This window comes from Nonomuraea sp. N2-4H, assembly GCF_045291505.1.
Classification (GTDB): domain Bacteria; phylum Actinomycetota; class Actinomycetes; order Streptosporangiales; family Streptosporangiaceae; genus Nonomuraea; species Nonomuraea fastidiosa.
In genome coordinates, this window is sequence record NZ_CP147987.1 from 7432180 (window position 1) to 7455357 (window position 23178).

Consider the following 23178-nt stretch of genomic DNA (forward strand, 5'->3'; position numbering starts at 1 on the left):
CAATACCAGTATAAAGGGGCTCTCGTTACTGGTACTGGGGTCACGGCAGACTTCACAACATGTCGCAAACCACCGTTGTGTCCTCTGATGGGGTGACCACCCCGCAGGAGGCCCCCAAAGCCGGTGGGCTGCTCCTGACGACCATCCTCCTCGGGCAGTTCCTGGCCATCCTGAACGTCAACATCGTCAACGTGGCCACCCCGACCATCGAGGCCGACCTGCACTCGTCGGGCGCCGGGCTACAGATGATCATCGCTGGTTACACCATTGTCTATGCGGTCCTTTTGATCACCGGAGCCAGGGTCGGCGACCTGTTCGGCTACCGCAGAGCGTTCCTCGGCGGATTGGCGGCCTTCACCGTGACCACGCTCGCCGCCGGCCTCGCCCCCACGACGGGCTGGCTGGTGGCGGCCCGGCTACTGCAAGGCGCCGGGGCGGCGATGATGATGCCGCAGGTGCTGACGTTGATCCAGCGCAACTACCACGGCGCGGCCCGCGGCCGGGCGATCGGCCTCTGGTCTTTGATGATCAGCGGCGGCATCGTGGCGGGGCAGGCGCTCGGCGGCATCCTGCTGGGCGTCGGGCTCGGCTGGCGGATCGTGTTCCTGGTGCTGGTGCCCGTCGCCGCGCTGTTGCTGATCGCGGGGCATCGCCTGCTCCCCCACGACTCGGGCGGCGGCCGGACCGGGCTCGACCCGTGGGGCCTGGTGACGCTGTCGGCGGCCGTGCTGCTGTTCGTGGTGCCGCTCGTGCTCGGCCGCGACCTCGGCTGGCCGCTGTGGGGCTGGATCTCGATGGCGCTGAGCGTGGTGACCTTCGCGGTGTTCGTACGCGTCGAGCGCTGGGTCACCGGCCGGGGCGGCCGGCCGCTCGTGGACGCCCGGGTGCTGCGCGCGCCCGGCATGCGGCCCGGCCTCGCCGTCCTGCTCTTCGGCCCGGCGACCTGGGGCGCTTTCCTGTTCACCTCCGCCCTGCACCTGCAGGGCGACCTGCACATGACCCCGCTCGCCTCCGGCATGATGCTGGTGCCGTGCGCGCTGGCGTTCGGCCTCGTCGGGCTCGCCTGGCCGCGCCTGCCCGTACGCCTGCAGCGGCCGTTGCTGCCGTTCGGCTACGTGGTCGCCGCCCCCGCCTACGTCGGCCTCGGCCTCGCCGCGAGCGGCGGCGTGGTGTACGCCATCATGAGCGCCCTCGTCGGCGCCGGCCTCGGCGTGCAGGTCGCGGTCACGAACCTGGCCACCGAGCAGGTGGACGGCGCGTACGCGGCGGACGCGAGCGGCGCCCTGCTCACCGTCATGCAGATCGGCCAGGTCATCGGCGTCGCCGCCATCGGCACCCTCTTCATCACCCTCGACACCGGCCCCACGTCCTCCGCCCCCATGACCACATCTCTGGCGATGGCCGGTCTCGCCGTACTTGCGGGCCTCAGCTCCCTCTTCCTCACCCGCCGCCCAAAGCCCCTCGCCTCCGCATGACCAGGGCTTCGGTTCGATCTGACGGAGCGAAACTGATCTATAACGAATCGGCCTGCGTCCCTACGTGGACGCAAGCCGCTCGCATGGCACGGTGGGCACATGTTCCCCCGCTATCGGCGCACGCCGCGCCTGCTGATGCCCCTGCTCTTGGTGATCGTCGTAGTGTCCGCGACCGCGACGCTGCTCTCGCCTCTTCTGCTGAACGTCCTGGTGCCCGCCAGCACCCGCTGGCAGGAACTGAGTGCGATCGGCGAGACCTACGGCGCCGCGTCGGCACTGTTGTCCGCTTTCGCACTCGTGGCCATCGGGATCTCCCTTTTCCTACAGGCCAGAGAAATGCGTTTCGCACGCGAGGACGCCTCCCGTGCGCACCATTTCCAGCTGATGCAGCTGCAGATCCAGAATCCAGCCCTGCATAATGTCCTCAGCAGGCCGGACAATGGGCTCGAACCGGCGACCCACCTTTTTCTGAATCTCATGCTTTCGTACTGGGAGATGCTTTTCAAGGTGGGCGACATGACCGAGCCGGCACTCATGGAATATGCGCGCAGGGATTTTTTCAGCACCGAGGCGGGACGGCGGTTCTGGGCGGACAGCCGCGAGTACCGGCTGGCGGTGGCGAACAACCGGCGGGCCGAGCAGTTCGTGGCGGCGATGGATCTGGCCTATCGCCGAAGCCTAGAGGGACCGGTCGCGCCACTCTCCCGCACCGGGGCACCCGCCGCCACGCCCGGCCGTCCTGCCGCGCTGCACGTGGCTGCTGCTGCGGCGGTCGCCGTGGCGGGGATCTCCTGGCTGAGCTGGATCAAGAAACGGCAGGCGAGTAACTGATCATTTCGGTCGCGGATGTGCCATGATGAGCACGTCTTCTCTGCTCGACCTGCTGGACGAGCTGGGGATAGCGGGGAGGCACTGCCATGCCTCCATCCGAACGGCCCTGTGTCTGTGATGCCAAAACCTGCCAGGGCCGTTCGCTTATCCCCTGCCTACGGGTGCGGCGAGGTCGAACTCGCCGGCACGCACGCCTGCCGTGAACGCGGCCCACTCCTCTGGCGTGAAGACCAGGACCGGACCGTCCTGCTCCTTGCTGTCACGCAGCGCGACGTTGCCATCGGCCAGAGGGGCAACCTCGACGCACGTCGCCGCGCCGTTGCAGAAGGAACTCTTCCGCCAGGCTGCCGTCGCTAGGTGGTTGTACATTTTCTCCCAAAAGGTAAAGGGGCACCGTTGCCCCTTTCTGAGGTTTTGGTTGATCGGCTTTTATCGCCGCCAGAACATGGCCTTCCTCTGGATGAGGACCCGAGACTCGTCCTCGTCCAGAGCCTCTGACTTGATGTGCTCGAAGGCCATTTCGTATCCAGCTACTCGCTCGAGGTCGTCGACGAAATGAGCCGTATACAACTGCTCAAGATACACAACATCGTCAAACCCGGAGAACTTGAGGTGGATGAACGCACCCGTGTTCACCGGATGCAGTGCATCCAGTGGAAGGACGTGGACACTCACGTGCGGCAGGACCGACATCTCCAGCAGATGCTCCATCTGCTCGCGCATGACCGAGGGCTCGCCGAAGCGGCGCATGAGTGCCGACTCGTCGATCACCACGGTCAGAGCGCAGGGATCAGCCCTGTGCAGCACGCGCTCCTGCCTGTCGAGCCGGGCTTCGACCCGACTCCTGACACCGCTGTGCGTGATGCGAGCGATGCCCCGGGTCGCCAGAATCACTTCCCTGGCGTAGTCCTCGGTCTGTAGCAGGCCAGGCACGACTTGGGGTTCCCAATCGCGCTGGAATGTCGCCTCCGCTTCCAGCCCCAGGAATGTCGTGTACTCCTCGGGCAGGGCGTCCTCGTAATCTTCCCACCACCCTCGCTGCTCCGCATCACGCAACAAGCCGAAGAGTTCATCAAGTTTGTCACCGTCCAGCCGGTACAGCTTGGCAAGGGCCTTGATGTCCTCAGTGCTGGGCATGGTCTTGGCGGCTTCGATGCGGCTGACCTTGCTGGCGGACCAGCCGAGGTCTCTGGCCGCCTTGGCGCCGGTGAGCTTGCGCCGCTCGCGGAGGAGGCGAAGCTCCTGGCCCAAGCGGAGCCGCCGTACTGTGGGACTGCCCTGCTGCGATGGCACCGTCCACTCTCCTTCTCGGGAATGAAGGTGTAGCCGGAAGGGATCGTTTGCAGTCCGGCTTTTTGGGCCGTTCGCCCAATCTTACACTGCAAGTTGCATGAGTTGTGCCGCACAGCCTTGCCAGAAGGCTTTCACGGAGAGAGCGTAGGGGCAAGGACAACCTTCGCAGGTGCGCCGGAGGCGGGCCAGGTTTTCCTCCTCGTACCGTGGCGATGACAGTTGGCGTGCAAGTTGCAGGGCAATAAGCGAAGAAACTTAAATCTTCCCTTGCTCAAAGTATTGCAGCTTCGCCGACCTCGGGGGACGATCTGAACTAGGAGGGTTCTCGAGTGGTGAGGAGGCCGGACATGACGCATCGGCCGCACGCGTGGGGACTCCCAGCCATGATCACGCGCTCGTTCGGCGGGCGCGCCCCCGGCAACGTCGCCGTCCCGGAAACGAATCACCGCCCCAGGGAGGCCACTTGCCGGAAGGACTTCGTCATCGCCTGAGCGCACAGCGCGAATTCGCTCGATCGAGCATGCAAAAAGCCGATCCGCGGCTGACCACCGATTCTTCGTCGCACCACGGGCTGCCACCCTGCGGCGAGACCGGTCATCAGCCGTCGGACCGGCCAAGAAGCCACCTCTAAATGCCGCGAAAGGGGTCTTCTATGTACTCACAAGGTACCAAGGGACTCAGCCGAATCAAGTCCTGGATCCGGGACCTCATCGCCTCGGCTGACTACGAGATCTGCGTAGAGCCGGACGAGTTCGCCTTCCGCATGAGCTGGACGGTGACCAGGACGGGGTTCGGCTCCCGTCGCTACCGCGACCCGCGCTTCGACCAGCTCCGCCTCCCACGCAAGGTGACAGAGGAGGTGTCCTGATGGCGAGGAACCCGCGCAACCAGATCTACCCCGCCAACGAGGACCTCCCCGCCGTCCGCGGGAGCCGGCCGCTGGTCAAGCTGTGGCGGGCGAGGACCGAGCTGCTGCTGCTCGGCGCCGCGGCGCTGTTCGTGCTGGCGCTCTTCGGCGCCACCCGGAACGGCCAATGGGTGCCGGTCGTCCTGCTGACCAGCGCCGTGTCGGCGCCGGCCGCCACCAAGGCGGGCCGCAGCTGGGTCGCCGCGCACTTCTGGTGCGTGGTCTCCCGCCACCGCCTGCACCGGGTGTGCATGGAGACGACCATGCACACCCGGGCGGGACGGATCCCGCTGGTGCTGTGGATCACGCCGACGGTGACGGGCGAGAAAGCGCTGATCATGGTCAGGGCCGGCATCAGCGCCGAGGAGTTCGAGGCGTACGCCGAGGAGATCGCCGCGGCCTGCTGGGCCCGCAGCGTGAACGTGTACCGGCACCGCACGCGCTCGCAGTTCGTGCTCGTGGAGATCGTCCGCAGGGACGAATCGCCCGGTGCGATCTCCCCGGGGCTCGACCGCCTGTACGGCCGCCGCTCCTGGGTCGCCCTGCGGACCGACTTCGAGGAGCCGCCTGATCTGCGCACCGAGGTGGTGCTGCCGAGGGCGGCGTGAAGACCTAGGGAACCGGGTCCCTAGGAAGCGAAGCCCCGGAGACCGCGGGGGCTCCGGGGCTTCCCCATGCTCCCACCCCGTGCGTCCGGCCCACACGGCCCGGCCCCGGAGATCCGGCGATCTCCGGGGCTTCCCCATGCGCGCGGTCCGCGCGAAGATGAGTTCATCTGGCGAACTCAGGAGTCGTGATGCCGTCCACCGTGCACCGGACCTGCCCCCTCTGCGAAGCCGTCTGCGGCCTGACGCTCACCCTCGACGACGCCGGGCGCGTGACGGGCGTGCGCGGCGACAAGGACGACCCGTTCAGCAAGGGGTTCATCTGCCCGAAGGGCGCGAGCCTGGGCCGGCTCGACGAGGACCCCGATCGCCTGAGCGTCCCGCTCGTCAAACGCGACGGCCGGTTTCGCGAGGCGAGCTGGGAGGAGGCGTTCAGCGCCGTACGAGCGGGCCTCGACCAGGTGAAAGACCGGCGCGAGACCGCCGTCTACCTGGGCAACCCCAACGCGCACACCATGGCGGGCGCCCTGTACGTCGCCCCGCTCGTCAAGGCGCTCGGCACCCGCAACGTCTTCTCCGCCAGCACCGCCGACCAGATGCCGAAGCACGTGGCGGCCGGGCTGATGTTCGGCCACCCGATGGCCATTCCGGTGCCCGACCTGGACAGGACCGGCTACCTGCTGATGCTGGGCGCGAACCCGCTGGAGTCCAACGGCTCGCTGTGCACGGCCCCCGACTTCCCAGGCAGGCTCAAGGCGCTGAGGCGGCGCGGCGGCCGGCTGGTCGTGGTGGACCCGCGCCGTACGCGGACCGCGGCGCTGGCGGACGAGCACGTGTTCATCCGCCCGGGCACGGACGCGTACCTGCTGTTCGGCATCGTGCACACGCTGTTCGCCGAGGACCTGGTCAGGTTGCGGCACGAGGTGAACGGGCTGGCCGAGGTGCGCGAGGCGGCCAAGCACTTCCCGCCGGACGCGGTCGCGGCCCGTACGGGGGTTCCGGCCGAGGTGGTGACGCGGCTGGCCAGGGAGCTGGCGGCGGCGGACCGGGCCGCCGTGTACGCCCGCATCGGCACCTGCACGGCCGAGTTCGGCACGCTGGCCCAGTGGCTGGTGGACGTGCTCAACGTGCTGACCGGCAACCTCGACAGGCCGGGCGGCGTGATGTTCGCCAAGCCCGCGACGGAGCCGCCGGGGCGGCGCCGGCCGTACCAGGTGGGGCGCTGGCGCAGCCGGGTGCGCGGGCTGCCGGAGGCGAACGGCGAGCTGCCGGTGGCCACGCTGGCCGACGAGATCGAGACGCCGGGCGAGGGCCAGGTCAGGTTCCTGCTGACGATCGCCGGGAACCCGGTGCTGTCGGCGCCCAACGGGGCCCGGCTGGACAAGGCGCTGGGTCGGCTCGGCTTCATGGTGAGCGTGGATCCGTACCTGAACGAGACGACCAGGCACGCCGACGTGATCCTGCCGCCGCCGCGCATCCTGCAGTCGGGCCACTACGACTTCTCGCTGCTCGGGCTCGCGGTGCGCAACTACGCCAGGTACTCGCGGCCGGTGCTGCCGCTGGACGGGCGGCCGTCGGAGGCGGAGATCCTGGCCAGGCTGGCGGGCATCGCCTCGGGGCTGGAAGGCGACCTGGACGCGTACGTCATCGACGAGACGCTGCGCAAGGCCACGCAGACGCCCGGGTCCGGCGTGGAGGGCCGGGACGTCGCGGAGCTGCGCGCGCTGCTGGACGGCGAGACGGGCGCGGAGCGGCGGCTGGACATGATGCTGCGGCTCGGCCCGTACGGCGAGTGGTCGGGCAAGGGTGAGCTGTCGCTGCGCAAACTGCTCGACCACCCGCACGGCCTGGACCTCGGCCCGCTGCAGCCGCGGCTCGGCGAGGTGCTGCGGACCGCGTCGGGGCTCATCGAGCTGGCTCCCCCGCACATCATCGAGGACGTCGAGCGGCTGCGCGCCAAGCTCGAGCAGGCCCCGCCCGAGATGGTGCTCATCGGCCGGCGGCACCTGCGCTCCAACAACAGCTGGATGCACAACGTCGCCCCGCTGGTGGGCGGTAGCAACACGTGCACGCTGCAGATCCACCCCGACGACGTGGCCAGGCTCGGGCTGAACGGCGAGGCGGTGGTGCGCTCGGCGAAGGGCGAGGTCACGGTCGTGCTGGAGCCGACCGACACGATCATGCCGGGCGTGGTCAGCCTGCCGCACGGCTGGGGCCACGCGGACAGCGCGCAGCGCGTGGCGGCCGATCACGCGGGCGTCAGCGCCAACGCGCTCACGGACGAAACGGCGATCGACGCCCCAAGTGGTAACGCAGTGTTCAACGGAGTTCCGGTCACGATTTCACCAACCGGGGTGATCACCGCACATTAGGGTGTCGCGCGTGACTATCGTGCCAGAAGAGGACCGCCTGAACGCCCAGATCGCCTTCGCCATCGAGATCGACAAGTTGAAGCGGATCATCCGCCGCAACCACCTCATCGACGGCTCGCGACGGGAGAACACCGCCGAGCACTCCTGGTACGTGGGCACGTTGGCGATGATCCTCGGCGAGCACGCCCCACCCGGAACCGACCTGCAGCGGGTGGTGGCCATGTTGCTGGTGCACGATCTGGTGGAGATCGACGCGGGTGACACGTTCATCTACGACCCGGTGGAAGTGGCCGCGCAGGCGGAGGCCGAGCGGGCCGCCGCCGACCGCATTTTCGGCCTGCTGCCCGCCGAGCAGGGAGCGCGGCTGCGGGAGTTGTGGGAGGAGTTCGAGGAGCGCAAGACGCCGGAGGCGAAGTTCGCCAAGGCGCTCGACAGGTTCGCCCCGATCCTGGCCAACCACCACACCGAAGGGGGCACCTGGCCGCTGTTCAAGGTGACGGCGGCGCAGGTTCGGGAGAAGGTGCGGATCATCGAGGAAGGCTCGCCGTCGCTGGGCAAGTACGCCCTCGAGCTGGTCGAACTCTCCGTGGCCAGGGGACACCTGTCCGAGTGATCCCCTCATGCCCGGGGTAGGGGACTTGTCGTGAAAGAGACAGTACGTGCGAAGCATCGGCAATTTCGGGGCTTCGCCGGGCCGGTGGCCCTCGCCGATCGGCTCGAGAAGTCGAAGGGCCTGGACCGGCCGATCCGCGCGCTCGCCAAGGTCGTACGCCGGCGGCTGCGCCAGGGCCGCCTGCGCGACATGCTGCACGGCGTGCCGCTCGGCGAGCCCGTGCACCCGTCGCTGGCCACGGTGAGCCTGGGCTGCTGGCTCTCCACCGCCGTGCTGGACCTCGCGAACGCCGACCCCAGGGCCGCGCGCCTGCTGCTGGCGACCGGCATCGTCAACGCGCTGCCCACGACGGCCTCCGGGGTGACCGACTGGTCGATGCTCCACCGCGAGCAGCAGCGGGTGGGCTTCGTCCACATGCTGGCCAACACCGCCGCGCTCGGCCTGTTCACCGCCTCGCTGCTGGCCCGCCTGCGCGGGCAAGAGCGGCCCGGCCGGATGCTGTCGTACGCGGGCCTGGCCGTCGGCGGGCTCGGCGCGTACCTGGGCGGGCACCTGGCGCACCGGCAGGCGGCAGGCGCCAACCACGCGCCGCAGGTGACGCACCTGGTGCCGCTGGGCTGGCACGACCTGTGCCCGATCAAGGACCTGCCCGAGGGGCGGCCCGTGGCGCGGCGGCTCGGCTACATCCAGCTCTTCGTGCTGCGCCAGGGCGACGGCGTGACCGTGCTGGGCGACCGCTGCCCGCACCTCGCGGGCCCGCTGCACCAGGGCAGGCTGGTCATGCAGGACGGCGAGGCGTGCGTGGTGTGCCCGTGGCACAGCAGCACGTTCCGGCTGAAGGACGGCTCGGTCAAGCACGGGCCGGCGACGGCGCCCGCCCCGGTGTTCGAGACCCGGATCAGGCGCGACGGCACGATTCAGGTGCGGCCGGGGTTGACCTGAACTTTGGTTGAGGTCCTACGGTCGCAGCATGGGAAAGATCCTGGTGACCGGTGCGACCGGCAATGTGGGCAGACATGTGGTGTCCCGGCTCGCCAAAGCCGGTCTGGACGTACGGGCGTTCGCGAGGCGGCCGGAGAAGGTGCAGGCGGGCGTGGAGACCGTACAGGGTGACCTGACGGTCCCCGAGAGCCTGGAGCCCGCGCTGAAGGACGTGGAGAGCGTCTTCCTGCTCTGGCCGGAGTTCAACGTGGGCGACGCCGGCGAGGTGGTGGAGGCCATCGCCAGGCACGCGCGGCGGGTGGTCTACCTGTCGGCGCACGTGCCGGGCGGCGAGAACACCCACTACGCGGCGATCGAGCGGCTCATCCGGCGCACGCCGCTCAAGTGGACGTTCCTGCGGCCCGGCGGCTTCGCGGCCAACACGCTGGTGTGGGCGGAGCAGATCAGGCGCGGCGTCGTGCGCTGGCCGTTCGGGCAGGCGTCGCGGGCGCTCATCCACGAGCGGGACATCGCCTCGGTCGCGGTGCACGTGCTCACCTCCGCCGGGCACAGCGGCGCCGCGTACGCGCTGACGGGCCCCGCCGAGCTGACCCAGATCGAGCAGGTGCGCGTGATCGGCGAGGTCATCGGGCGCGAGGTGCGCTGGGAGGAGCAGCCGCCAGCGGAGGCCCGCGAGCAGCTCATGGAGGCGTGGGGCGACGCGGCGTTCGTGGAGCAGGCGCTGACCGCCTGGGGCTCCTTCGTGGACGCCCCCGAGCGGGCCACCGACACGGTGCAGCGGCTGCTCGGCCGCCCGGCCCTGACGTTCCGCCAGTGGGCCGAGGACCACGCGGCCGACTTCCGCTAGGACTCGTCGGCGGGATGCTCCACGAGGGCGAGAATGCGGCTGGACATGAACCGCGCGGTGCGCACCGGCGTGCCGCTCCTGGTGACCTCGCTCACCTCGACGAGCCCGCGCCGGGTGGCCACCTCGACCCGCCGTCCGGCGCGGGTGGCCGTGATCTCGTATGTGCGGGGTGACGAGCCACCCGCGTCGATGACGATCTCCACCCGGTCACCTTTCATGACAAAGTCATACCCAGGTGGAGTTATCCGTACACCAGTACGATTATCGCCACAATACCCACGCACACGATGATGCCGCGCAGGATCGGCGCCGGGATGCGGCGGCCCAGCCGCGCCCCCAGCCAGCCGCCGACGATCGCGCCCAACGCCACCCCGGCGGCGGCCTGCCAGTCCACGTCCGCCACGATCACGAACAGCAGCGCGGCCACCCCGTTGACGGTCAGCGCCAGCACGTTCTTGGCCGCGTTGATGCGCTGCAGGCCGTCGTCGAGGAAGATGCCGAGCAGCCCGATCAGCAGCACGCCCTGCGCCGCGCCGAAGTAGCCGCCGTAGACGCCCGCGCCCAGCACGCCCAGCCACAGCGCGGGACCGCCGTGCGGGTGCGGCATATCGCGGCGGGCGGCCATCCACGTGTTGAGCCTCGGCTGCACCATGACCAGCACGCAGGCGAGCGCGATCAGGGCCACGACCACGACCTCGAACACGCTCGGATCGAGGAACAGCAGCAGCACGCCGCCGATCAGCGCGCCGATCGTGGAGGCCGCGCCCAGGCGCAGCAGGCGGTCACGCTGCCCGCGCAGCTCGGCGCGGTAGCCGTACGCGGCCGAGAACGAGCCCGGGACCAGGCCGACGGTGTTGGAGACGTTCGCCACGACGGGATCGACGCCGAGCGCCACCAGCGTGGGGAACGTGATCAGCGAGCCCGACCCCACCACCGCGTTGATGGCGCCGGCGATCACACCGACGCCGACGACGACGGCCAGCTCCCACCCCGTCACACGACCCTCCCGATCGGACTGCCGTCACATCATCCCGGTCAGGACCGCGCAGCCCGCCGGACTCTCACTGGGTGTCCGAACCCTTGGGGGGTGTGAAGAGGCCGCCCAGGTTTTCCAGGACCTTTCCCATTTCGGATGGGACGATCCAGATTTTATTGGCGTCGCCTTTGGCGATCTCCGGCAGGGTCTGCAGGTAGTGGTAGGCGAGGAGCTGCTGGGTCGGGTTGCCCTCGTGAATGGCCTTGAACACCATGCCGATCGCGTCGGCCTGCCCCTTGGCCCGCATCGCCTGCGCCTCGGCCTCGGCCTGTGCGCGCAGCACGGCCGCCTCCGCCTCGCCGCGCGCCCGCAGCACCGCCGCCTGCTTCTCGCCCTCGGCGGCCAGGATCGCCGCCTGGCGCTGCCCCTCGGCGCTCAGCACCGCCGCCCGCTTGTCGCGGTCGGCGCGCATCTGCTTCTCCATCGAGTCCTGGATGGAGGCGGGCGGGTCGATGGCCTTCAGCTCGACCCGGTTGACCCTGATGCCCCACTTGCCGGTGGCCTCGTCGAGCACGCCGCGCAGCGCGGTGTTGATCTCCTCGCGCGAGGTCAGCGTGCGCTCCAGGTCCATGCCGCCGACGACGTTGCGCAGCGTGGTGATGGTGAGCTGCTCGACGCCGGTCAGGAAGTTGGCGATCTCGTACGTGGCCGCCTTGGGGTTGGTGACCTGAAAGTAGACGACGGTGTCGATGGACACCACGAGGTTGTCGGAGGTGATCACCGGCTGCGGCGGGAACGAGACCACCTGCTCGCGCAGGTCGATCACGTCCTTGATGCGGTCGATGAACGGCACCACGAGGTTGAGCCCGGGTGAGAGCGTGCGGTGGTAGCGGCCGAGCCGCTCGACGATGGCGGCCGTGGCCTGGGGGATGATGCGGATCGTACGGGCCACCCCGAAGCCCACCGCCGCGACCACGACGAGGGCGACGACGAGCTGCTCGACGGACATGGCGACGCTCCGAAGCCGAGGAAACCGACTCCGTAGATCCTAGGGGGTTTCCTCTTGGGGCGTTCTTTACCGTACGAAACGGCGATCAGTGGGCTCTGGCGTACCAGCGGCCCTGCGCGCTGCGCTCAAGCGACAGCGGCACCCCGAACGTCTGCGACAGGTTGTCGGCCGTCATCACGTGGTCGAGCGGCCCCTGCGCCACCACCGAGCCGTGCCGCAGCAGCAGCCCGTGGGTGAAGCCGGCCGGCACCTCCTCCACGTGGTGCGTCACCAGCACCAGCGTCGGCGAGCGGTAGTCGCCGGCCAGCAGCGACAGCCGGCGCACCAGATCCTCCCTGCCGCCCAGGTCGAGTCCCGCCGCCGGCTCGTCGAGCAGCAGCATCTCGGGGTCGGGCATGAGCGCGCGGGCGATCTGCACGCGCTTGCGCTCGCCCTCCGACAGCGTGCCGAACCTGCGCCTGATCAGGTGGGCGGCGCCCATCATGTCGATCAGCTCGACGGCTCTGGTGACGTCGTTGGAGTCGTACTCCTCGGTCCAGCGGCCCATGATGGCGTACGAGGCCGTCAGCACGAGGTCGATGACCTTCTCCTCCGGCGGGATGCGCTCGGCCAGCGCGGCGCTGGCCAGCCCGATGCGCGGCCGCAGGTCGAACACGTCGGCCTGCCCGAGCCGCTCGCCCAGCACCTCGACCACGCCCTCACTCGGATAGAGCAGCGTGGCCGCGACCTGCAGCAGCGTCGTCTTGCCCGCGCCGTTGGGCCCGATGACGACCCACCGCTCGTCGGCGTTGACCGTCCAGTCGATGCCGCGCAGCAGGGCCGCTCCGTCTCGCCTGACGGCGACGTCCTGGAGCCGCAGCACCTGACCACCCATCCCCGATACCTCCTTAGGAGTGACCCTGGGGACAAACCTATTGCAGGGCGACCGCTTATCGTGGACCGGTGCGCCCTGAATCGAATGTCAGCCCATCACTGGTCGCCTGGGGCAACGCGTGGCTGTCCGGTCACGTGGGCCTCGACGAGGCGGCCGACCAGGTGGAAGCCGCGGCCGGGCCCGCCGTCGTGGGCGAGCTGCGGCTGCGCGAACATCTCGCGAACCTGCGCGCCGACGGCCTGCGCGAGCTGCGGCTCGCCCTGCCGGTGCCCGGAGACCCGCTGGGGCTGTCGGGGCCGCCCGCGTTCAACTCCGCAGCGGTCGACGCCGGGCAGGCCGTCATCGCGGTGCTCGCTGACCGCAACCTCGGCCTGGTGCCCCATCCGGACCTGCGCGGCTCGTCGTACGCCGGCGTGCGCTTCGAGGTGCACGACGCCGGCCCCGTACGCCATGACCTGCCCTCGCTGGCCGAGGCCGAGCGTGAGCTGTCCGACACGATGCGCGCCGCCACCGAGGCCCTGACGTCCGTCGAGGGGCCCGCGGGCGACCGCCCCGGCCGCCTGGGCGGGGGCGGCGAGCTGGCCCCCGGCTATCCCGCACGCGCCCACCGGGTCTCCGCGCTCGCCACGCGACTGGCCGCCGTGCTGCGCCTGGCCGACTCGCGCGGGCTCACCTCCGGGCAGCTCGCCGTACGCGAGCGCGCGCTGCGCGAGCTGGACCGTGCCGTGCGCCGCGCGCTGATCGCCGCGCACCACGCCATCTTCGAGCCCGTCTCCTACCAGTGACTCAGCCGAGCCCGTGGCGTACGGCGTAGAGCGCCGCCTGAGTGCGGTCCTGCACGCCGAGCTTCATCAGCACGTTGGACACGTGCGTCTTGACGGTCTTCTCCGCCACCGCCAGGCTGCGCGCGATCTCCCTGTTGGAGCGGCCCGCCGCGATGAGCGCCAGCACCTCGCGTTCGCGCTCGGTCAGCGGCACGGGGCCCGGGGCGGGGCCGTTGCCCGGTGAGGCCAGCATCGCCTCGGCCGCCTCGGGGGCGAGCAGCACCTGGCCGCCGTGCACCGCGCGTACGGCCTGCACGAGCGCCTCGGGATCGACGTCCTTGTACAGGAAGCCGGCGGCGCCCGCCCGCATCGCGGGGCCGACGTCGGCCGGGTCGCTCACCGAGGTCAGCACGACCACCCTGGTCGGCGTGCCGGTGAGGCGTTCGAGCGCGCCCAGCCCGTCGAGCACCGGCATCTTCAGATCGAGCAGCAGCACGTCGGGCGAGAGCTCGGCGACCAGCTCGACGGCCTGCGCGCCATCGCCGGCCTCGCCGACGACCGCGATGTCGTCCTGAAGGTCGAGGAACGTGCGCAGCCCCTGCCGCACCACCGGATGGTCGTCGGCGATCAGGATCCGGATCACGCGCTCACCTCCATGCGTACGGTCGTCCCCTGGCCGGGGGCGGACTCGACCGTCAGCACGCCCCCGACGGACTCGGCCCTGTCGCACATCGACGCCAGCCCGAGCCCGCGCTGCGGCTGCGACGGGTCGAAGCCACTGCCGTCGTCGCGCACGGTCAGCACCAGCGTGCCGTCCTCGCAGGCCAGCCGCACGCGTACGGTCTCGGCGCCGGAGTGGCGCAGCGCGTTGTGCAGCGCTTCCTGGGCCACCCGCAGCACCGCCACCTCGACCTCGGCGGCCAGCGGCGGCAGCTCGCCGCACTCGAAGACCACCAGGGGCGGGTGCAACCGGTCGAGCAAGCGTACCTGCTTGCGCAGCGTCTCGCTCAGCCCGTGCCGGTCGAGCTCGGCCGGCCGCAGCTCCACGATGACGGCCCGCAGCTCCGAGATCGCCTCGCCGGCCAGCCGCTGGACCCGGTCGAGCTCGGCGGCGGCCTTGCCCGGGTCCTTGTCCAGCAGCGCGCCCGCCGCCTGCGCCGACAGCCGCAGCGAGAACAAGTTCTGGCTGACCGCGTCGTGCAGCTCCCTGGCCACGCGGTTGCGCTCCTCCAGCATCGCCAGCTCGCGGCTGTGCTCGTACAGGCGGGCGTTGGTGAGCGCGATCGCGGCGTGCGCGGCGAACAGCGTGAGCAGCTCCTGGTCGGCCTCCGTGAACCCGCCGCCGCCCCGCTTGTTGGCGAGGAAGATGATGCCGAGCACCTCGTCGCCGTCGCGGATCGGCACGCCGAGGAAGTCCTTGATCACCGGGTGGGCCTTCGGCCACCACTCGAACCGCTCGTCCTTGCGCAGGTCGGGGAGCCTGACCGGGCTGCCGTCGCGGAGCATCGCGCCGAGCATGCCGTGCTGGCGGGGCAGCGGCCCGATCGCCTCCCACTGCTTGTCGGTCAGCCCCTCGGCGACGAACTCGGCGAACGAGCCGTCGTCGTCGGGCACGCCGAGCGCGGCGTAGCGGGCGTCGAGCAGGCGCTGCGCCGAGCGTACGATCACCTGCAGCACCTCGCGCACCGACAGGTGGCGGGTGACCGCGAGCACGGCCGAGCTCACCGCCTGAAGGATCGCGTCTCTGTCGGATGGCACGTGCCTCACTCTATGGTCCTAGGACGAAGTGCCCAGGCGGGGGCGGGCCCGCGGCCCGATGTCCGCAGCGCCGCCCGTTCCTAGCGTCGGTCACATGACGAACACCGCACTCATCACCGGAGCTTCACGCGGACTCGGCCTGGCCCTGGCCAGGGCGCTGGGCGCGGCGGGCTGGAAACTCGTCCTGACCGCCCGCGGGGCCGCCGACCTCGACCGCGCCGCCGCCGAGCTGGGCGCGGCCGCGATCCCCGGCGACGTGACCGACCCCGAGCACGTGGCGCGCCTCGCCGCCGCCGCGCCCGAGCTGGACCTGCTGGTCAACAACGCCAGCGACCTCGGCGCGACGCCACTGCCGCATCTCGCGGACTATCCGCTGGACGCCTTCAGACGAGCGCTGGAGACGAACGTGACCGCGCCGCTCGCGCTCATCCAGGCCACGCTGCCGGCGCTGCGGGCCGCGGGCGGCTCGATCGTGAACGTCACCTCCGACGCCGCGACCGGCGCGTACGAGGGCTGGGGCGGCTACGGCGCCGGCAAGGCCGCGCTGGAGCAGCTCTCCAACGTGCTGGCCGCCGAGGAGCCCGGCGTACGCGTGTGGTGGGTTGATCCCGGCGAGATGAACACCCGCATGCTGGCCGACGCCGTCGGCGCCGGCGAGGCGGCGAACGCCACCGACCCCGCCAAGGTCGCCGCGGCCCTGTACGACCTGATCAGCTCGCGCCCGGCGAGCGGCAAGGTGAGCCTGCAATGACCGCGGCGCTCGACTTCTCGCTGCCGCCCGAGTTGTCGGCCCACGAACCGCCCGAGGCGCGCGGCACGCCCAGGGACGCCGTACGCCTGCTGCTGACGCGCGGCGACCTCGCCCCGAGCCACCACCGCTTCCACGACCTGCCCGACCTGCTCGACCCCGGCGATCTCATCGTGGTCAACAACTCCGCGACGCTGCCCGCCGCCGTCCGGCTCGACCGGCTCGCCGTGCACTTCTCCACCGCCGAGCAGGACGGCACCTGGCTGGTGGAGCTGCGCCGCCGCGCCGGCATCGCCACCGAGCCGTACGCGGGCGGCGAGCCCGGCGAGTGGCTGCCGCTGCCGGGACGCGCCACGCTGCGGCTCATCGAGCGGGCCACGCCCCGGCTGTGGCGGGCCGCGCTCGACCGGGACGTGGAGGCGTACCTGCGGGTGCACGGGGTGCCGATCCGGTACGCGTACGTGGAGCGCGACTGGCCGATCGAGGCGTACCAGACGGTCTTCGCGACCGTGCCGGGCAGCGCGGAGATGCCCAGCGCGGCGCGGCCGTTCAGCGACGCGCTGGTGACCGCGCTGGTCTCGCGCGGGATCGGGATCGCGCCGATCACCCTGCACACGGGGGTGGCCTCGCCGGAGAAGGACGAGCCGCCCTACGCCGAGCGGTACGAGGTGCCCGCCGCCACGGCCCGGCTGGTCAACGTCACCAGGCGCGGCGGGGGCCGCGTGGTGGCGGCGGGCACGACCGTCGTACGGGCTCTTGAGACGGCCGCGGACGCCTCGGGGAAGGTCACCGCCGCCAGGGGGTGGACCAGGCACGTGGTGACGCCTCAGGGCGGCGTACGGGCGGTCACCGGCCTGATCACGGGGCTGCACGAGCCGCGGTCGAGCCACCTGATGATGCTGGCCGCGATCGCGGGCGAGCGGGCGCTGGCGCGGGCGTACGACGAGGCGCTGCGCGCGGGCTACCTGTGGCACGAGTTCGGCGACACGCATCTGATCCTGCAGGAATAGGCTTTACATGTTTTTTGCCTGCGTGATAGGAAAAGCCAACATTTACGGGGGCCTTAGGTGACACGTCCCCGTTTCCCGTCCGCAACGGAGACGTTTGCATGCGAAACACACTGCCGAAGGTCGCCACCGTCGCGTTAACGGCCGGCGCCCTGCTGCTCACCGCCGTCCCCGCGTCGGCCACCACGTCAGCCACCGCGTCGGCCGCCGCCGCGCAGGCCGAGCCCTTCTCCGTCTTCGACGTGTCGGTCAAGGCGCCGAAGAAGGTCAAGGCCGGCGGAAAGATCTCCTACACCGTCATCGCCCAGAACAAGGGCCCCCACTACGCCGACTATTACTTCCTCGGCGGCCAGTTCCCCAAGGGCATCGACCTGAAGAAGGTCTACTACCGCTCCAGCGTCAAGGGAACCGAGTGCGAGCTCGACGGCCGGGCGCTCTACTGCTTCATCCCCAAGGTCGTGGAGAAGGGCGAGGCCATCGCCATGATCTTCGACGTGCGGCTCACCAAGAAGGCCAGGGGCACCCAGACCGCCAGGCTCGGCATCGTCTCCTACGACGTCCAGACGGGCATGGAGGACATGAGCAAGGAGGAGCTGGACCGGCTCGGCATCCCCGTCCACGGCTACGCCAAGACGGTCAAGACCAAGGTCGTCCGCTAGCTCCGGCCGCACTGCGCCCGACCCCGAATCCGCGCCCTGCTGCGCGAGCATCGGATCGGGCGCAGTACCGTGACTGGATGTGGACCAGCGCACCCTCCTGATCACGCTCACCGGCCCCGACCGCCCCGGGGTCACCTCCCGGCTCTTCTCCGTGCTGTCGCAGTTCCCCGTGACGGTGGCCGACATCGAGCAGGTCGTCATCAGAGGCCGGCTGACGCTCGGCGTGCTCGTCGCGTACGCGGGCGGGCCCTCCACCGGCACCGGCACCACGCTCGGAGCCATGTGGACCGCCGTCGAGCGCGTCGCAGAAGACCTCGGCATGGAGGTGGAGCTGTCCACCGGCTCCCAGGCCAAGGAGCAGCGCCGCCGCGGCCGGCTGTCGGTCAGCGTGCTCGGCACCACGCTCTCCCCCGCCGCCATCGCGGGCATCGCGGGCCGCATCGCCGCCGCCGGCGCCAACATCGACCGCATCGAGCGCCTCGCCCAGTGGCCCGTCACCTGCATCGAGCTGTCGGTCTCCGGCGCCGACCCGGCCGCGCTGCGCGTCGAGCTGGCCGCCGAGGCCGCTCAGCAGGAGGTCGACGTCGCCGTCCAGCGCACCGGCCTGTCCCGCAGGGCCAAGCGGCTCATCGTCATGGACGTCGACTCCACCCTCATCCAGGGCGAGGTCATCGAGCTGCTGGCCGCCCACGCCGGCTGCCAGGAAGAGGTCGCCCGCGTCACCGAAGAGGCCATGCGCGGCGAGCTCGACTTCGCCGAGTCGCTCAAGCGGCGCGTCGCCCTGCTCGAAGGGCTGCCCGAGTCCGTGTTCGAGCAGGTGCGCAAGCAGGTCGTGCTCACGCCCGGCGCCCGCACGCTCGTCCGCACGCTCAAGCGGCTCGACTACCGCTTCGCCATCGTCAGCGGCGGCTTCACCCAGATCACCGACGCCCTCGTCGAAGAGCTCGGCATCGACTACTCCGCAGCGAACGTCCTCGAAGTCGTCGACGGCAAGCTCACCGGGCGCGTCGTCGGCGAGATCGTCGACCGGCCCGGCAAGGCGCGGGCGCTGGAGCGGTTCGCCCGCGAGGCCGGGCTGCCCATCTCCCAGACCGTGGCCATCGGCGACGGCGCCAACGACCTCGACATGATCGCCGCGGCCGGGCTCGGCATCGCGTTCAACGCCAAACCCGTCGTCCGGCAGGCCGCCGACACCGCGGTCAACACGCCGTACCTCGACTCGATCCTCTACCTGCTCGGGATCTCGCGTGACGAGGTGGAGGCGGCCGACGCCGAGGACGGCGTGCTGACCGCCTCCTGACGGCTCAGTCCTTCTCCGGCGCCCACCGGGAGATCAGGCGGCCTTCGCCCGGGGACAGCTCCTCCCATGGCGACTCCACCGCGATCGCCGCGAACGACCCCGGCCGGAAGCCGTAGTCGCCGCCCGCCAGCCCCAGCGCCAGCTCGTGCACCCCGGGGTTGTGGCCGCACAGCACCACCGTGGCCGCCTCGGGGTCGCAGCGGCGTACGAGCTCGAGCAGCTCGTCCGGGTACGCCTGGTAGATGTCCCGCTCGTAGCTGACCTCGACGCCGGGGAAGGCCAGCTCGGCGGTGCGCCGCGTCCTGACCGCCGGCGAACAGAGCACCACATCGGGGACGAACCCGGCCGCCCTGATCTCCTCGCCCGCGCGCTTGGCGTCCCGCTCGCCCCGGTCCGTCAGCGGGCGCTCGCGATCGGCCAGGCCCGGCACGTGGGCGGCCTTGGCGTGCCGCAGCACGATCAACGTACGCACGAACTCATCCCCTCGACGCCCAGACCGCCAGGCCCACGATCACGGCCAGGATGGCGACCATGGCCAGCAGGATCAAGCCCAGGGCCCTGCCGCCGTTGGGCTGCTGCTTGTCATCCTTCACGCGCCCAGTTTCCCACCGCCGCCCTTGGGTCCCTTCCCCGCCTGTCCGGCGTACGGACCCGCAAAAGGACACCCGCCCGCCACTCCCGGAACCGTCCGCCCCTCACCCCACACCTACGCGTCACCACACCCACCGGCGAGTCCGTGCTCCACCCCCACCCCCACAAAAGGACGCCCGCCCCCGAGCCACGGGGACGGGCGTCTGCCACCGGATGCGTCACGAGGCGACCGGCTCGTGCTCCCGGTTGTTGTCGTTCGCCGGCGCGACGGCCGCCGACCGGCGCTTGGACACGATGATCGCGCCCACCACGACCGCCACCGCGATCACGGTGATGCCGATGCGGAGGGCCGGGTTGCCCGCGTACAGCACCACGGCCGGCGCCACCAGCAGCGCCACCAGGTTCATCACCTTGATCAGCGGGTTGATGGCAGGGCCGGCGGTGTCCTTGAACGGGTCGCCGACCGTGTCGCCGATGACGGTGGCGGCGTGCGCCTCGGAGCCCTTGCCGCCGTGGTGGCCGTCCTCGACGAGCTTCTTGGCGTTGTCCCAGGCGCCACCGGAGTTGGCGAGGAAGACCGCCATCAGCGTGCCGGCCGCGATCGCACCGGCCAGGAAGGCGCCGAGCGGCGCGTACCCCAGCGCGAACCCGACCGCGATCGGCGTCATGACCGCCAGCAGACCCGGGGTGGCCAGCTCGCGCAGCGAGTCGCGGGTGCAGATGTCCACGACGCGGCCGTACTCGGGCTTCTCGGTGCCGTCCATGATGCCGGGCTTGTTACGGAACTGGTCGCGCACCTCGAAGACCACCCGCATCGCGGCCCGGCCGACCGCCATGATGGCGAGGCCCGAGAACAGGAACACCACCGCGGCGCCGATGACCAGGCCGACGAGCACGTTCGGCTGGTCGATGCTGAGGCTGAAGGTCGAGAACGTGCCCAGCGCGTTCTTGACCGCCGCCGTGGCCGCGGTCAGCTCGGTCTCCACCGCCGTACGGAACGCGCCGAACAGCGCGGTCGCCGCCAGCACCGCCGTGGCGATGGCGATGCCCTTGGTGATCGCCTTCGTGGTGTTGCCGACCGCGTCGAGGCTGGTCAGCACCCGCGCGCCCTCGCCCTCGACGTCGCCGGACATCTCCGCGATGCCCTGCGCGTTGTCGGAGACCGGGCCGAAGGTGTCCATCGAGACGATGACGCCGACCGTGGTCAGCAGGCCGGTGCCCGCGAGGGCCACCGCGAACAGCGCGATCGTCACGTTCCCGAAGCCGAGCAGGAACGCGCCGTAGACGGCGCCGCCGATGATCAGCGCGGAGTACACCGCCGACTCCAGGCCGACGCTGATGCCCGCCAGGATGACGGTGGCGGGGCCGGTGACCGAGCTCTCGCCGATCTCCTTGACCGGGCGCCGGTTGGTCTCGGTGAAGTAGCCGGTGAGCAGCTGGATCGCGCTGGCCAGCACCAGGCCGATCAGCACCGCGCCGATCGCGATGAGCCGCGGGTCGGCGTCGGACTGCACGGCGGAGCCGCTCAGGCCGGAGAAGCTGCTCGGCAGGTACCAGAACGCCGCAGCCGTCACGAGCACCGCCGAGATGCCGGCGGAGATGAAGAAGCTGCGGTTGATCGCCGCCATGCCGTTGCGGTCGCGGTCGCGCAGGCCGGTGACGAAGATGCCGATGATCGCCGTGATCACACCGATCATCGGGACGATGAGGGGGAAGACCAGACCCTCCTCGCCGAACGCCACCCGGCCCAGGATCAGGCTCGCGACCAGCATGACCGCGTACGACTCGAACAGGTCGGCCGCCATGCCGGCGCAGTCGCCGACGTTGTCGCCCACGTTGTCGGCGATCGTCGCGGCGTTGCGCGGGTCGTCTTCAGGGATGCCCTGCTCGACCTTGCCGACCAGGTCGGCGCCGACGTCTGCGGCCTTGGTGAAGATGCCGCCGCCGACTCGCATGAACATCGCCAGCAGCGCCGCGCCGAAGCCGAAGCCCTCCAGCACGCCGGGCGCGTCGCCCTGGTAGATGAACACCACGACCGCCGCGCCCAGCAGGCCGAGACCCACGGTGAACATGCCGGCCACGCCGCCGGTGCGGAAGGCGATGCGCATGGCCCGCTTCTCGCCCGCCTCCTTGGCGGCTGCGGCGACGCGTACGTTTCCGCGTACCGCCAGCCACATGCCCATGAACCCGGTCAGCGCGGAGAAGACCGCCCCGACCACGAAGAAGATGGAGCGGCCGATGCGTACGTCCATCTCTCCCGGTAGCAGGAGAAGCAGGAAGGGGATCACGATGACGAAGATCGCCAACGTGCGGAACTGACGGGCGAGGTAGGCCGCGGCGCCCTCCTGGACGGCGCGGGCGATGTTCTGCATTCGTTCGGTGCCCTGGCCGCTGGACAGCACTTCGCGCACCAGGCCACCGGCGACGGCTAGCGCGATGAGTGCGACCGCGGCGACCACGATCACGATGGTGAGATTGTTTCCGCTCAGAACCAGATTGGACGCTGGCTCCAGTGCCAGCATGTGCCTGCTCATCGTTCTCCTCGGCAAGACCGGTCGTCCTGCCCGGGCGGTGCTGCAGTTTTCCTCGGCGGGTGTTCGCGGCACCGTCCGGGTTGTGGGTGCCGCTTCCGGTTGAATCCGCGTTCCGCCGGATCACCTTGGCCGGTGCCGGGAGTCTACGCAGGCAGTCGGCGGATATGAAGGCTCTGAGGCTCGCTAATTGTGCGAGTGTCTGGTAATCCCCTGACAGTGCCCGGGTTTGGGATCTGACAGGATAAATTTCCAAGGTTTTACGGTCACTGCAAGCCATGATTTGGGGCGGCCCGGAACCCCGTATTTTTCGGCCTTCCCGAGCTTCGCGCGCCCCGCTCCGGGGCCTGTCGGCGACCGCGTTGCGGCCGCCTCCGCCCGTCCCTGCGGCGTCCCGGTACGCGCCCTGGCCCTTCCCGCTCGCCGTCCGCGCCCCGCCCCCGCCGCGCGGTGGCCCGCTCCCGGCCACCGCCCAAAAGCCCGCGCAGCCCCTCACTCGTGACTACGCACGACGGCACCCACCCGTTCGACCGTCAATCGGGACGATGGGCGTCACGGCGCCACCACGTACGAACGAACCGGGCCACCGCCCGAGCCGCCCTCCGTGCCAGGCCCCCTCCGACGCTCGCGCTCACGCGATTATCCGGCCCCACTCACGCTCACACCACGCCCCAGCCACTCACGCTCACGCCACGGTCAGGCCCGCTCCCTCTCTCACGCCATGACCAGGCGCTCCTTCTCTCACGCCATCGCCACGCCCGCGCTCATGCGCCGGTCGCCGGTCCCAAGCCCGCACCCACGCACCCACTGGTCATCCCGACCGCCGCATCACGATCAGCCCTCAGCCTCGACCAACCCCGAACGCGGACGTACCGCAACCGTCCACCACAGCAGCCCCTGGTAAGCCGCCGCCTCCATCACAGACGCTCACCCACACGCAACCTCCGAACCGCCCTACCGCAGGTCCCCGCCACGGACAGCCACCAGCGGCCGCCACGAGAAACCTCGCGAGCTTCGCCAGGAGAAATCAAGAGCCCAACTACAACCGGAAAGCCCCTAGAGAGCCCGAGAATGCC

23 protein-coding genes are annotated in these 23178 nt (G+C 70.5%); 13 read left to right on the forward strand and 10 right to left on the reverse strand.

Annotated elements, in window-relative coordinates; all coding sequences use genetic code 11:
- Positions 1–59: 59 nt before the first annotated feature.
- The gene (locus WBK31_RS34320) at positions 60–1475 is read left to right on the forward strand and encodes an MFS transporter (RefSeq protein WP_406673761.1); all 1416 of its coding nucleotides are present in this window, start codon (positions 60–62) and stop codon (positions 1473–1475) included.
- 99 nt (positions 1476–1574) lie between these two features.
- Positions 1575–2306, forward strand: coding sequence for a DUF6082 family protein (locus WBK31_RS34325; protein WP_406673762.1), 732 nt, complete (start codon positions 1575–1577; stop codon positions 2304–2306).
- Positions 2307–2450: 144 nt separating this feature from the next.
- Here the strand turns inward: WBK31_RS34325 and WBK31_RS34330 are convergent, their stop codons facing one another.
- A complete protein-coding gene (locus tag WBK31_RS34330) occupies positions 2451–2675 on the reverse strand; it encodes a DUF397 domain-containing protein (protein WP_406673763.1) in 225 nt (74 codons plus the stop codon).
- A gap of 60 nt (positions 2676–2735) precedes the next feature.
- Positions 2736–3557 (reverse strand): helix-turn-helix domain-containing protein, encoded by an 822-nt coding sequence (locus WBK31_RS34335; protein ID WP_406673764.1) that lies wholly within the window; start codon positions 3555–3557, stop codon positions 2736–2738.
- A 694-nt stretch (positions 3558–4251) separates the two neighbouring features.
- Here WBK31_RS34335 and WBK31_RS34340 point away from each other — a divergent pair.
- The 6 genes from WBK31_RS34340 to WBK31_RS34365 all read left to right on the forward strand — a co-directional run bounded on the left by WBK31_RS34340 (position 4252) and on the right by WBK31_RS34365 (position 9885).
- Positions 4252–4467 carry a hypothetical protein gene (locus WBK31_RS34340; protein WP_406673765.1) on the forward strand — a complete coding sequence of 72 codons (216 nt, stop codon included), beginning with the start codon at positions 4252–4254 and terminating at the stop codon, positions 4465–4467.
- Entirely contained in the window at positions 4467–5114 is a 648-nt protein-coding gene (locus tag WBK31_RS34345) for a hypothetical protein (RefSeq protein WP_364062161.1), read from the forward strand. The genes WBK31_RS34340 and WBK31_RS34345 overlap by 1 nt, the downstream gene beginning before the upstream one ends.
- Before the next feature lie 188 nt (positions 5115–5302).
- Complete coding sequence (locus tag WBK31_RS34350; protein ID WP_378785952.1) at positions 5303–7483, forward strand: molybdopterin-dependent oxidoreductase; 2181 nt, start codon at positions 5303–5305, stop codon at positions 7481–7483.
- Position 7484: 1 nt separating this feature from the next.
- On the forward strand, positions 7485–8096 hold the full coding sequence (locus tag WBK31_RS34355) for an HD domain-containing protein (RefSeq protein ID WP_364062155.1): 612 nt from the start codon (positions 7485–7487) through the stop codon (positions 8094–8096).
- 84 nt (positions 8097–8180) lie between these two features.
- On the forward strand, positions 8181–9038 hold the full coding sequence (locus tag WBK31_RS34360) for a Rieske 2Fe-2S domain-containing protein (RefSeq protein WP_378785951.1): 858 nt from the start codon (positions 8181–8183) through the stop codon (positions 9036–9038).
- Between the two features lie 28 nt (positions 9039–9066).
- Positions 9067–9885, forward strand: coding sequence for an NAD(P)H-binding protein (locus WBK31_RS34365; protein ID WP_364062149.1), 819 nt, complete (start codon positions 9067–9069; stop codon positions 9883–9885).
- Here WBK31_RS34365 and WBK31_RS34370 read toward each other — a convergent pair.
- From WBK31_RS34370 to WBK31_RS34385, 4 genes are all read right to left on the reverse strand, one after another.
- On the reverse strand, positions 9882–10103 hold the full coding sequence (locus WBK31_RS34370) for a hypothetical protein (RefSeq protein WP_364062146.1): 222 nt from the start codon (positions 10101–10103) through the stop codon (positions 9882–9884). The two genes, WBK31_RS34365 and WBK31_RS34370, sit on opposite strands and share 4 nt — an antisense overlap.
- Positions 10104–10126: 23 nt before the next feature.
- Entirely contained in the window at positions 10127–10882 is a 756-nt protein-coding gene (locus WBK31_RS34375; protein WP_406673766.1) for a sulfite exporter TauE/SafE family protein, read from the reverse strand.
- 64 nt (positions 10883–10946) lie between these two features.
- Positions 10947–11870: an SPFH domain-containing protein gene (locus tag WBK31_RS34380; protein ID WP_364062140.1), complete on the reverse strand. Its 924-nt coding sequence runs from the start codon at positions 11868–11870 to the stop codon at positions 10947–10949.
- 85 nt (positions 11871–11955) lie between these two features.
- Positions 11956–12744, reverse strand: a complete 789-nt coding sequence (locus WBK31_RS34385) for an ABC transporter ATP-binding protein (protein ID WP_364062137.1) — start codon at positions 12742–12744, stop codon at positions 11956–11958.
- Positions 12745–12812: 68 nt separating this feature from the next.
- Here WBK31_RS34385 and WBK31_RS34390 point away from each other — a divergent pair, with 68 nt between their 5' ends.
- Entirely contained in the window at positions 12813–13529 is a 717-nt protein-coding gene (locus WBK31_RS34390; protein ID WP_378785948.1) for a hypothetical protein, read from the forward strand.
- Position 13530: 1 nt separating this feature from the next.
- On the opposite strand, the gene WBK31_RS34395 is transcribed toward WBK31_RS34390, so the two are convergent.
- Together WBK31_RS34395 and WBK31_RS34400 are read right to left on the reverse strand one after the other, a co-directional pair.
- Entirely contained in the window at positions 13531–14151 is a 621-nt protein-coding gene (locus WBK31_RS34395) for a response regulator transcription factor (RefSeq protein WP_364062131.1), read from the reverse strand.
- On the reverse strand, positions 14148–15266 hold the full coding sequence (locus WBK31_RS34400) for a GAF domain-containing sensor histidine kinase (RefSeq protein WP_364062128.1): 1119 nt from the start codon (positions 15264–15266) through the stop codon (positions 14148–14150). The genes WBK31_RS34395 and WBK31_RS34400 overlap by 4 nt, the downstream gene beginning before the upstream one ends.
- A 94-nt stretch (positions 15267–15360) precedes the next feature.
- Here WBK31_RS34400 and WBK31_RS34405 point away from each other — a divergent pair, with 94 nt between their 5' ends.
- The 4 genes from WBK31_RS34405 (at position 15361) to serB (ending at position 18980) form a co-directional block, all read left to right on the forward strand.
- A complete protein-coding gene (locus WBK31_RS34405; RefSeq protein WP_364062125.1) occupies positions 15361–16017 on the forward strand; it encodes an SDR family oxidoreductase in 657 nt (218 codons plus the stop codon).
- Positions 16014–17024 (forward strand): S-adenosylmethionine:tRNA ribosyltransferase-isomerase, encoded by a 1011-nt coding sequence (locus WBK31_RS34410; RefSeq protein WP_378785947.1) that lies wholly within the window; start codon positions 16014–16016, stop codon positions 17022–17024. The genes WBK31_RS34405 and WBK31_RS34410 overlap by 4 nt, the downstream gene beginning before the upstream one ends.
- Before the next feature lie 98 nt (positions 17025–17122).
- Positions 17123–17680, forward strand: a complete 558-nt coding sequence (locus tag WBK31_RS34415) for a hypothetical protein (protein WP_406673767.1) — start codon at positions 17123–17125, stop codon at positions 17678–17680.
- Positions 17681–17759: 79 nt separating this feature from the next.
- Complete coding sequence (gene serB / locus WBK31_RS34420; RefSeq protein WP_364062116.1) at positions 17760–18980, forward strand: phosphoserine phosphatase SerB; 1221 nt, start codon at positions 17760–17762, stop codon at positions 18978–18980.
- A gap of 4 nt (positions 18981–18984) precedes the next feature.
- Here the strand turns inward: serB and WBK31_RS34425 are convergent, their stop codons facing one another.
- A complete protein-coding gene (locus tag WBK31_RS34425) occupies positions 18985–19452 on the reverse strand; it encodes a histidine phosphatase family protein (protein WP_364062113.1) in 468 nt (155 codons plus the stop codon).
- A gap of 337 nt (positions 19453–19789) precedes the next feature.
- Complete coding sequence (locus WBK31_RS34430) at positions 19790–22105, reverse strand: sodium-translocating pyrophosphatase (RefSeq protein ID WP_378785946.1); 2316 nt, start codon at positions 22103–22105, stop codon at positions 19790–19792.
- Positions 22106–23178 lie beyond the last annotated feature (1073 nt).

Bases quoted from the DNA above. Each gene is read 5' to 3' on its own strand.
- WBK31_RS34320 (WP_406673761.1), top strand. From the start codon at position 60: ATGTCGCAAACCACCGTTGTGTCCTCTGATGGGGTGACCACCCCGCAG.
- WBK31_RS34325 (WP_406673762.1), top strand. From the start codon at position 1,575: ATGTTCCCCCGCTATCGGCGCACGCCGCGCCTGCTGATGCCCCTGCTC.
- WBK31_RS34330 (WP_406673763.1), bottom strand. From the start codon at position 2,675: ATGTACAACCACCTAGCGACGGCAGCCTGGCGGAAGAGTTCCTTCTGC.
- WBK31_RS34340 (WP_406673765.1), top strand. From the start codon at position 4,252: ATGTACTCACAAGGTACCAAGGGACTCAGCCGAATCAAGTCCTGGATC.
- WBK31_RS34345 (WP_364062161.1), top strand. From the start codon at position 4,467: ATGGCGAGGAACCCGCGCAACCAGATCTACCCCGCCAACGAGGACCTC.
- WBK31_RS34350 (WP_378785952.1), top strand. From the start codon at position 5,303: ATGCCGTCCACCGTGCACCGGACCTGCCCCCTCTGCGAAGCCGTCTGC.
- WBK31_RS34365 (WP_364062149.1), top strand. From the start codon at position 9,067: ATGGGAAAGATCCTGGTGACCGGTGCGACCGGCAATGTGGGCAGACAT.
- WBK31_RS34370 (WP_364062146.1), bottom strand. From the start codon at position 10,103: ATGAAAGGTGACCGGGTGGAGATCGTCATCGACGCGGGTGGCTCGTCA.
- WBK31_RS34380 (WP_364062140.1), bottom strand. From the start codon at position 11,870: ATGTCCGTCGAGCAGCTCGTCGTCGCCCTCGTCGTGGTCGCGGCGGTG.
- WBK31_RS34385 (WP_364062137.1), bottom strand. From the start codon at position 12,744: ATGGGTGGTCAGGTGCTGCGGCTCCAGGACGTCGCCGTCAGGCGAGAC.
- WBK31_RS34405 (WP_364062125.1), top strand. From the start codon at position 15,361: ATGACGAACACCGCACTCATCACCGGAGCTTCACGCGGACTCGGCCTG.
- WBK31_RS34410 (WP_378785947.1), top strand. From the start codon at position 16,014: ATGACCGCGGCGCTCGACTTCTCGCTGCCGCCCGAGTTGTCGGCCCAC.
- WBK31_RS34415 (WP_406673767.1), top strand. From the start codon at position 17,123: ATGCGAAACACACTGCCGAAGGTCGCCACCGTCGCGTTAACGGCCGGC.
- WBK31_RS34430 (WP_378785946.1), bottom strand. From the start codon at position 22,105: ATGAGCAGGCACATGCTGGCACTGGAGCCAGCGTCCAATCTGGTTCTG.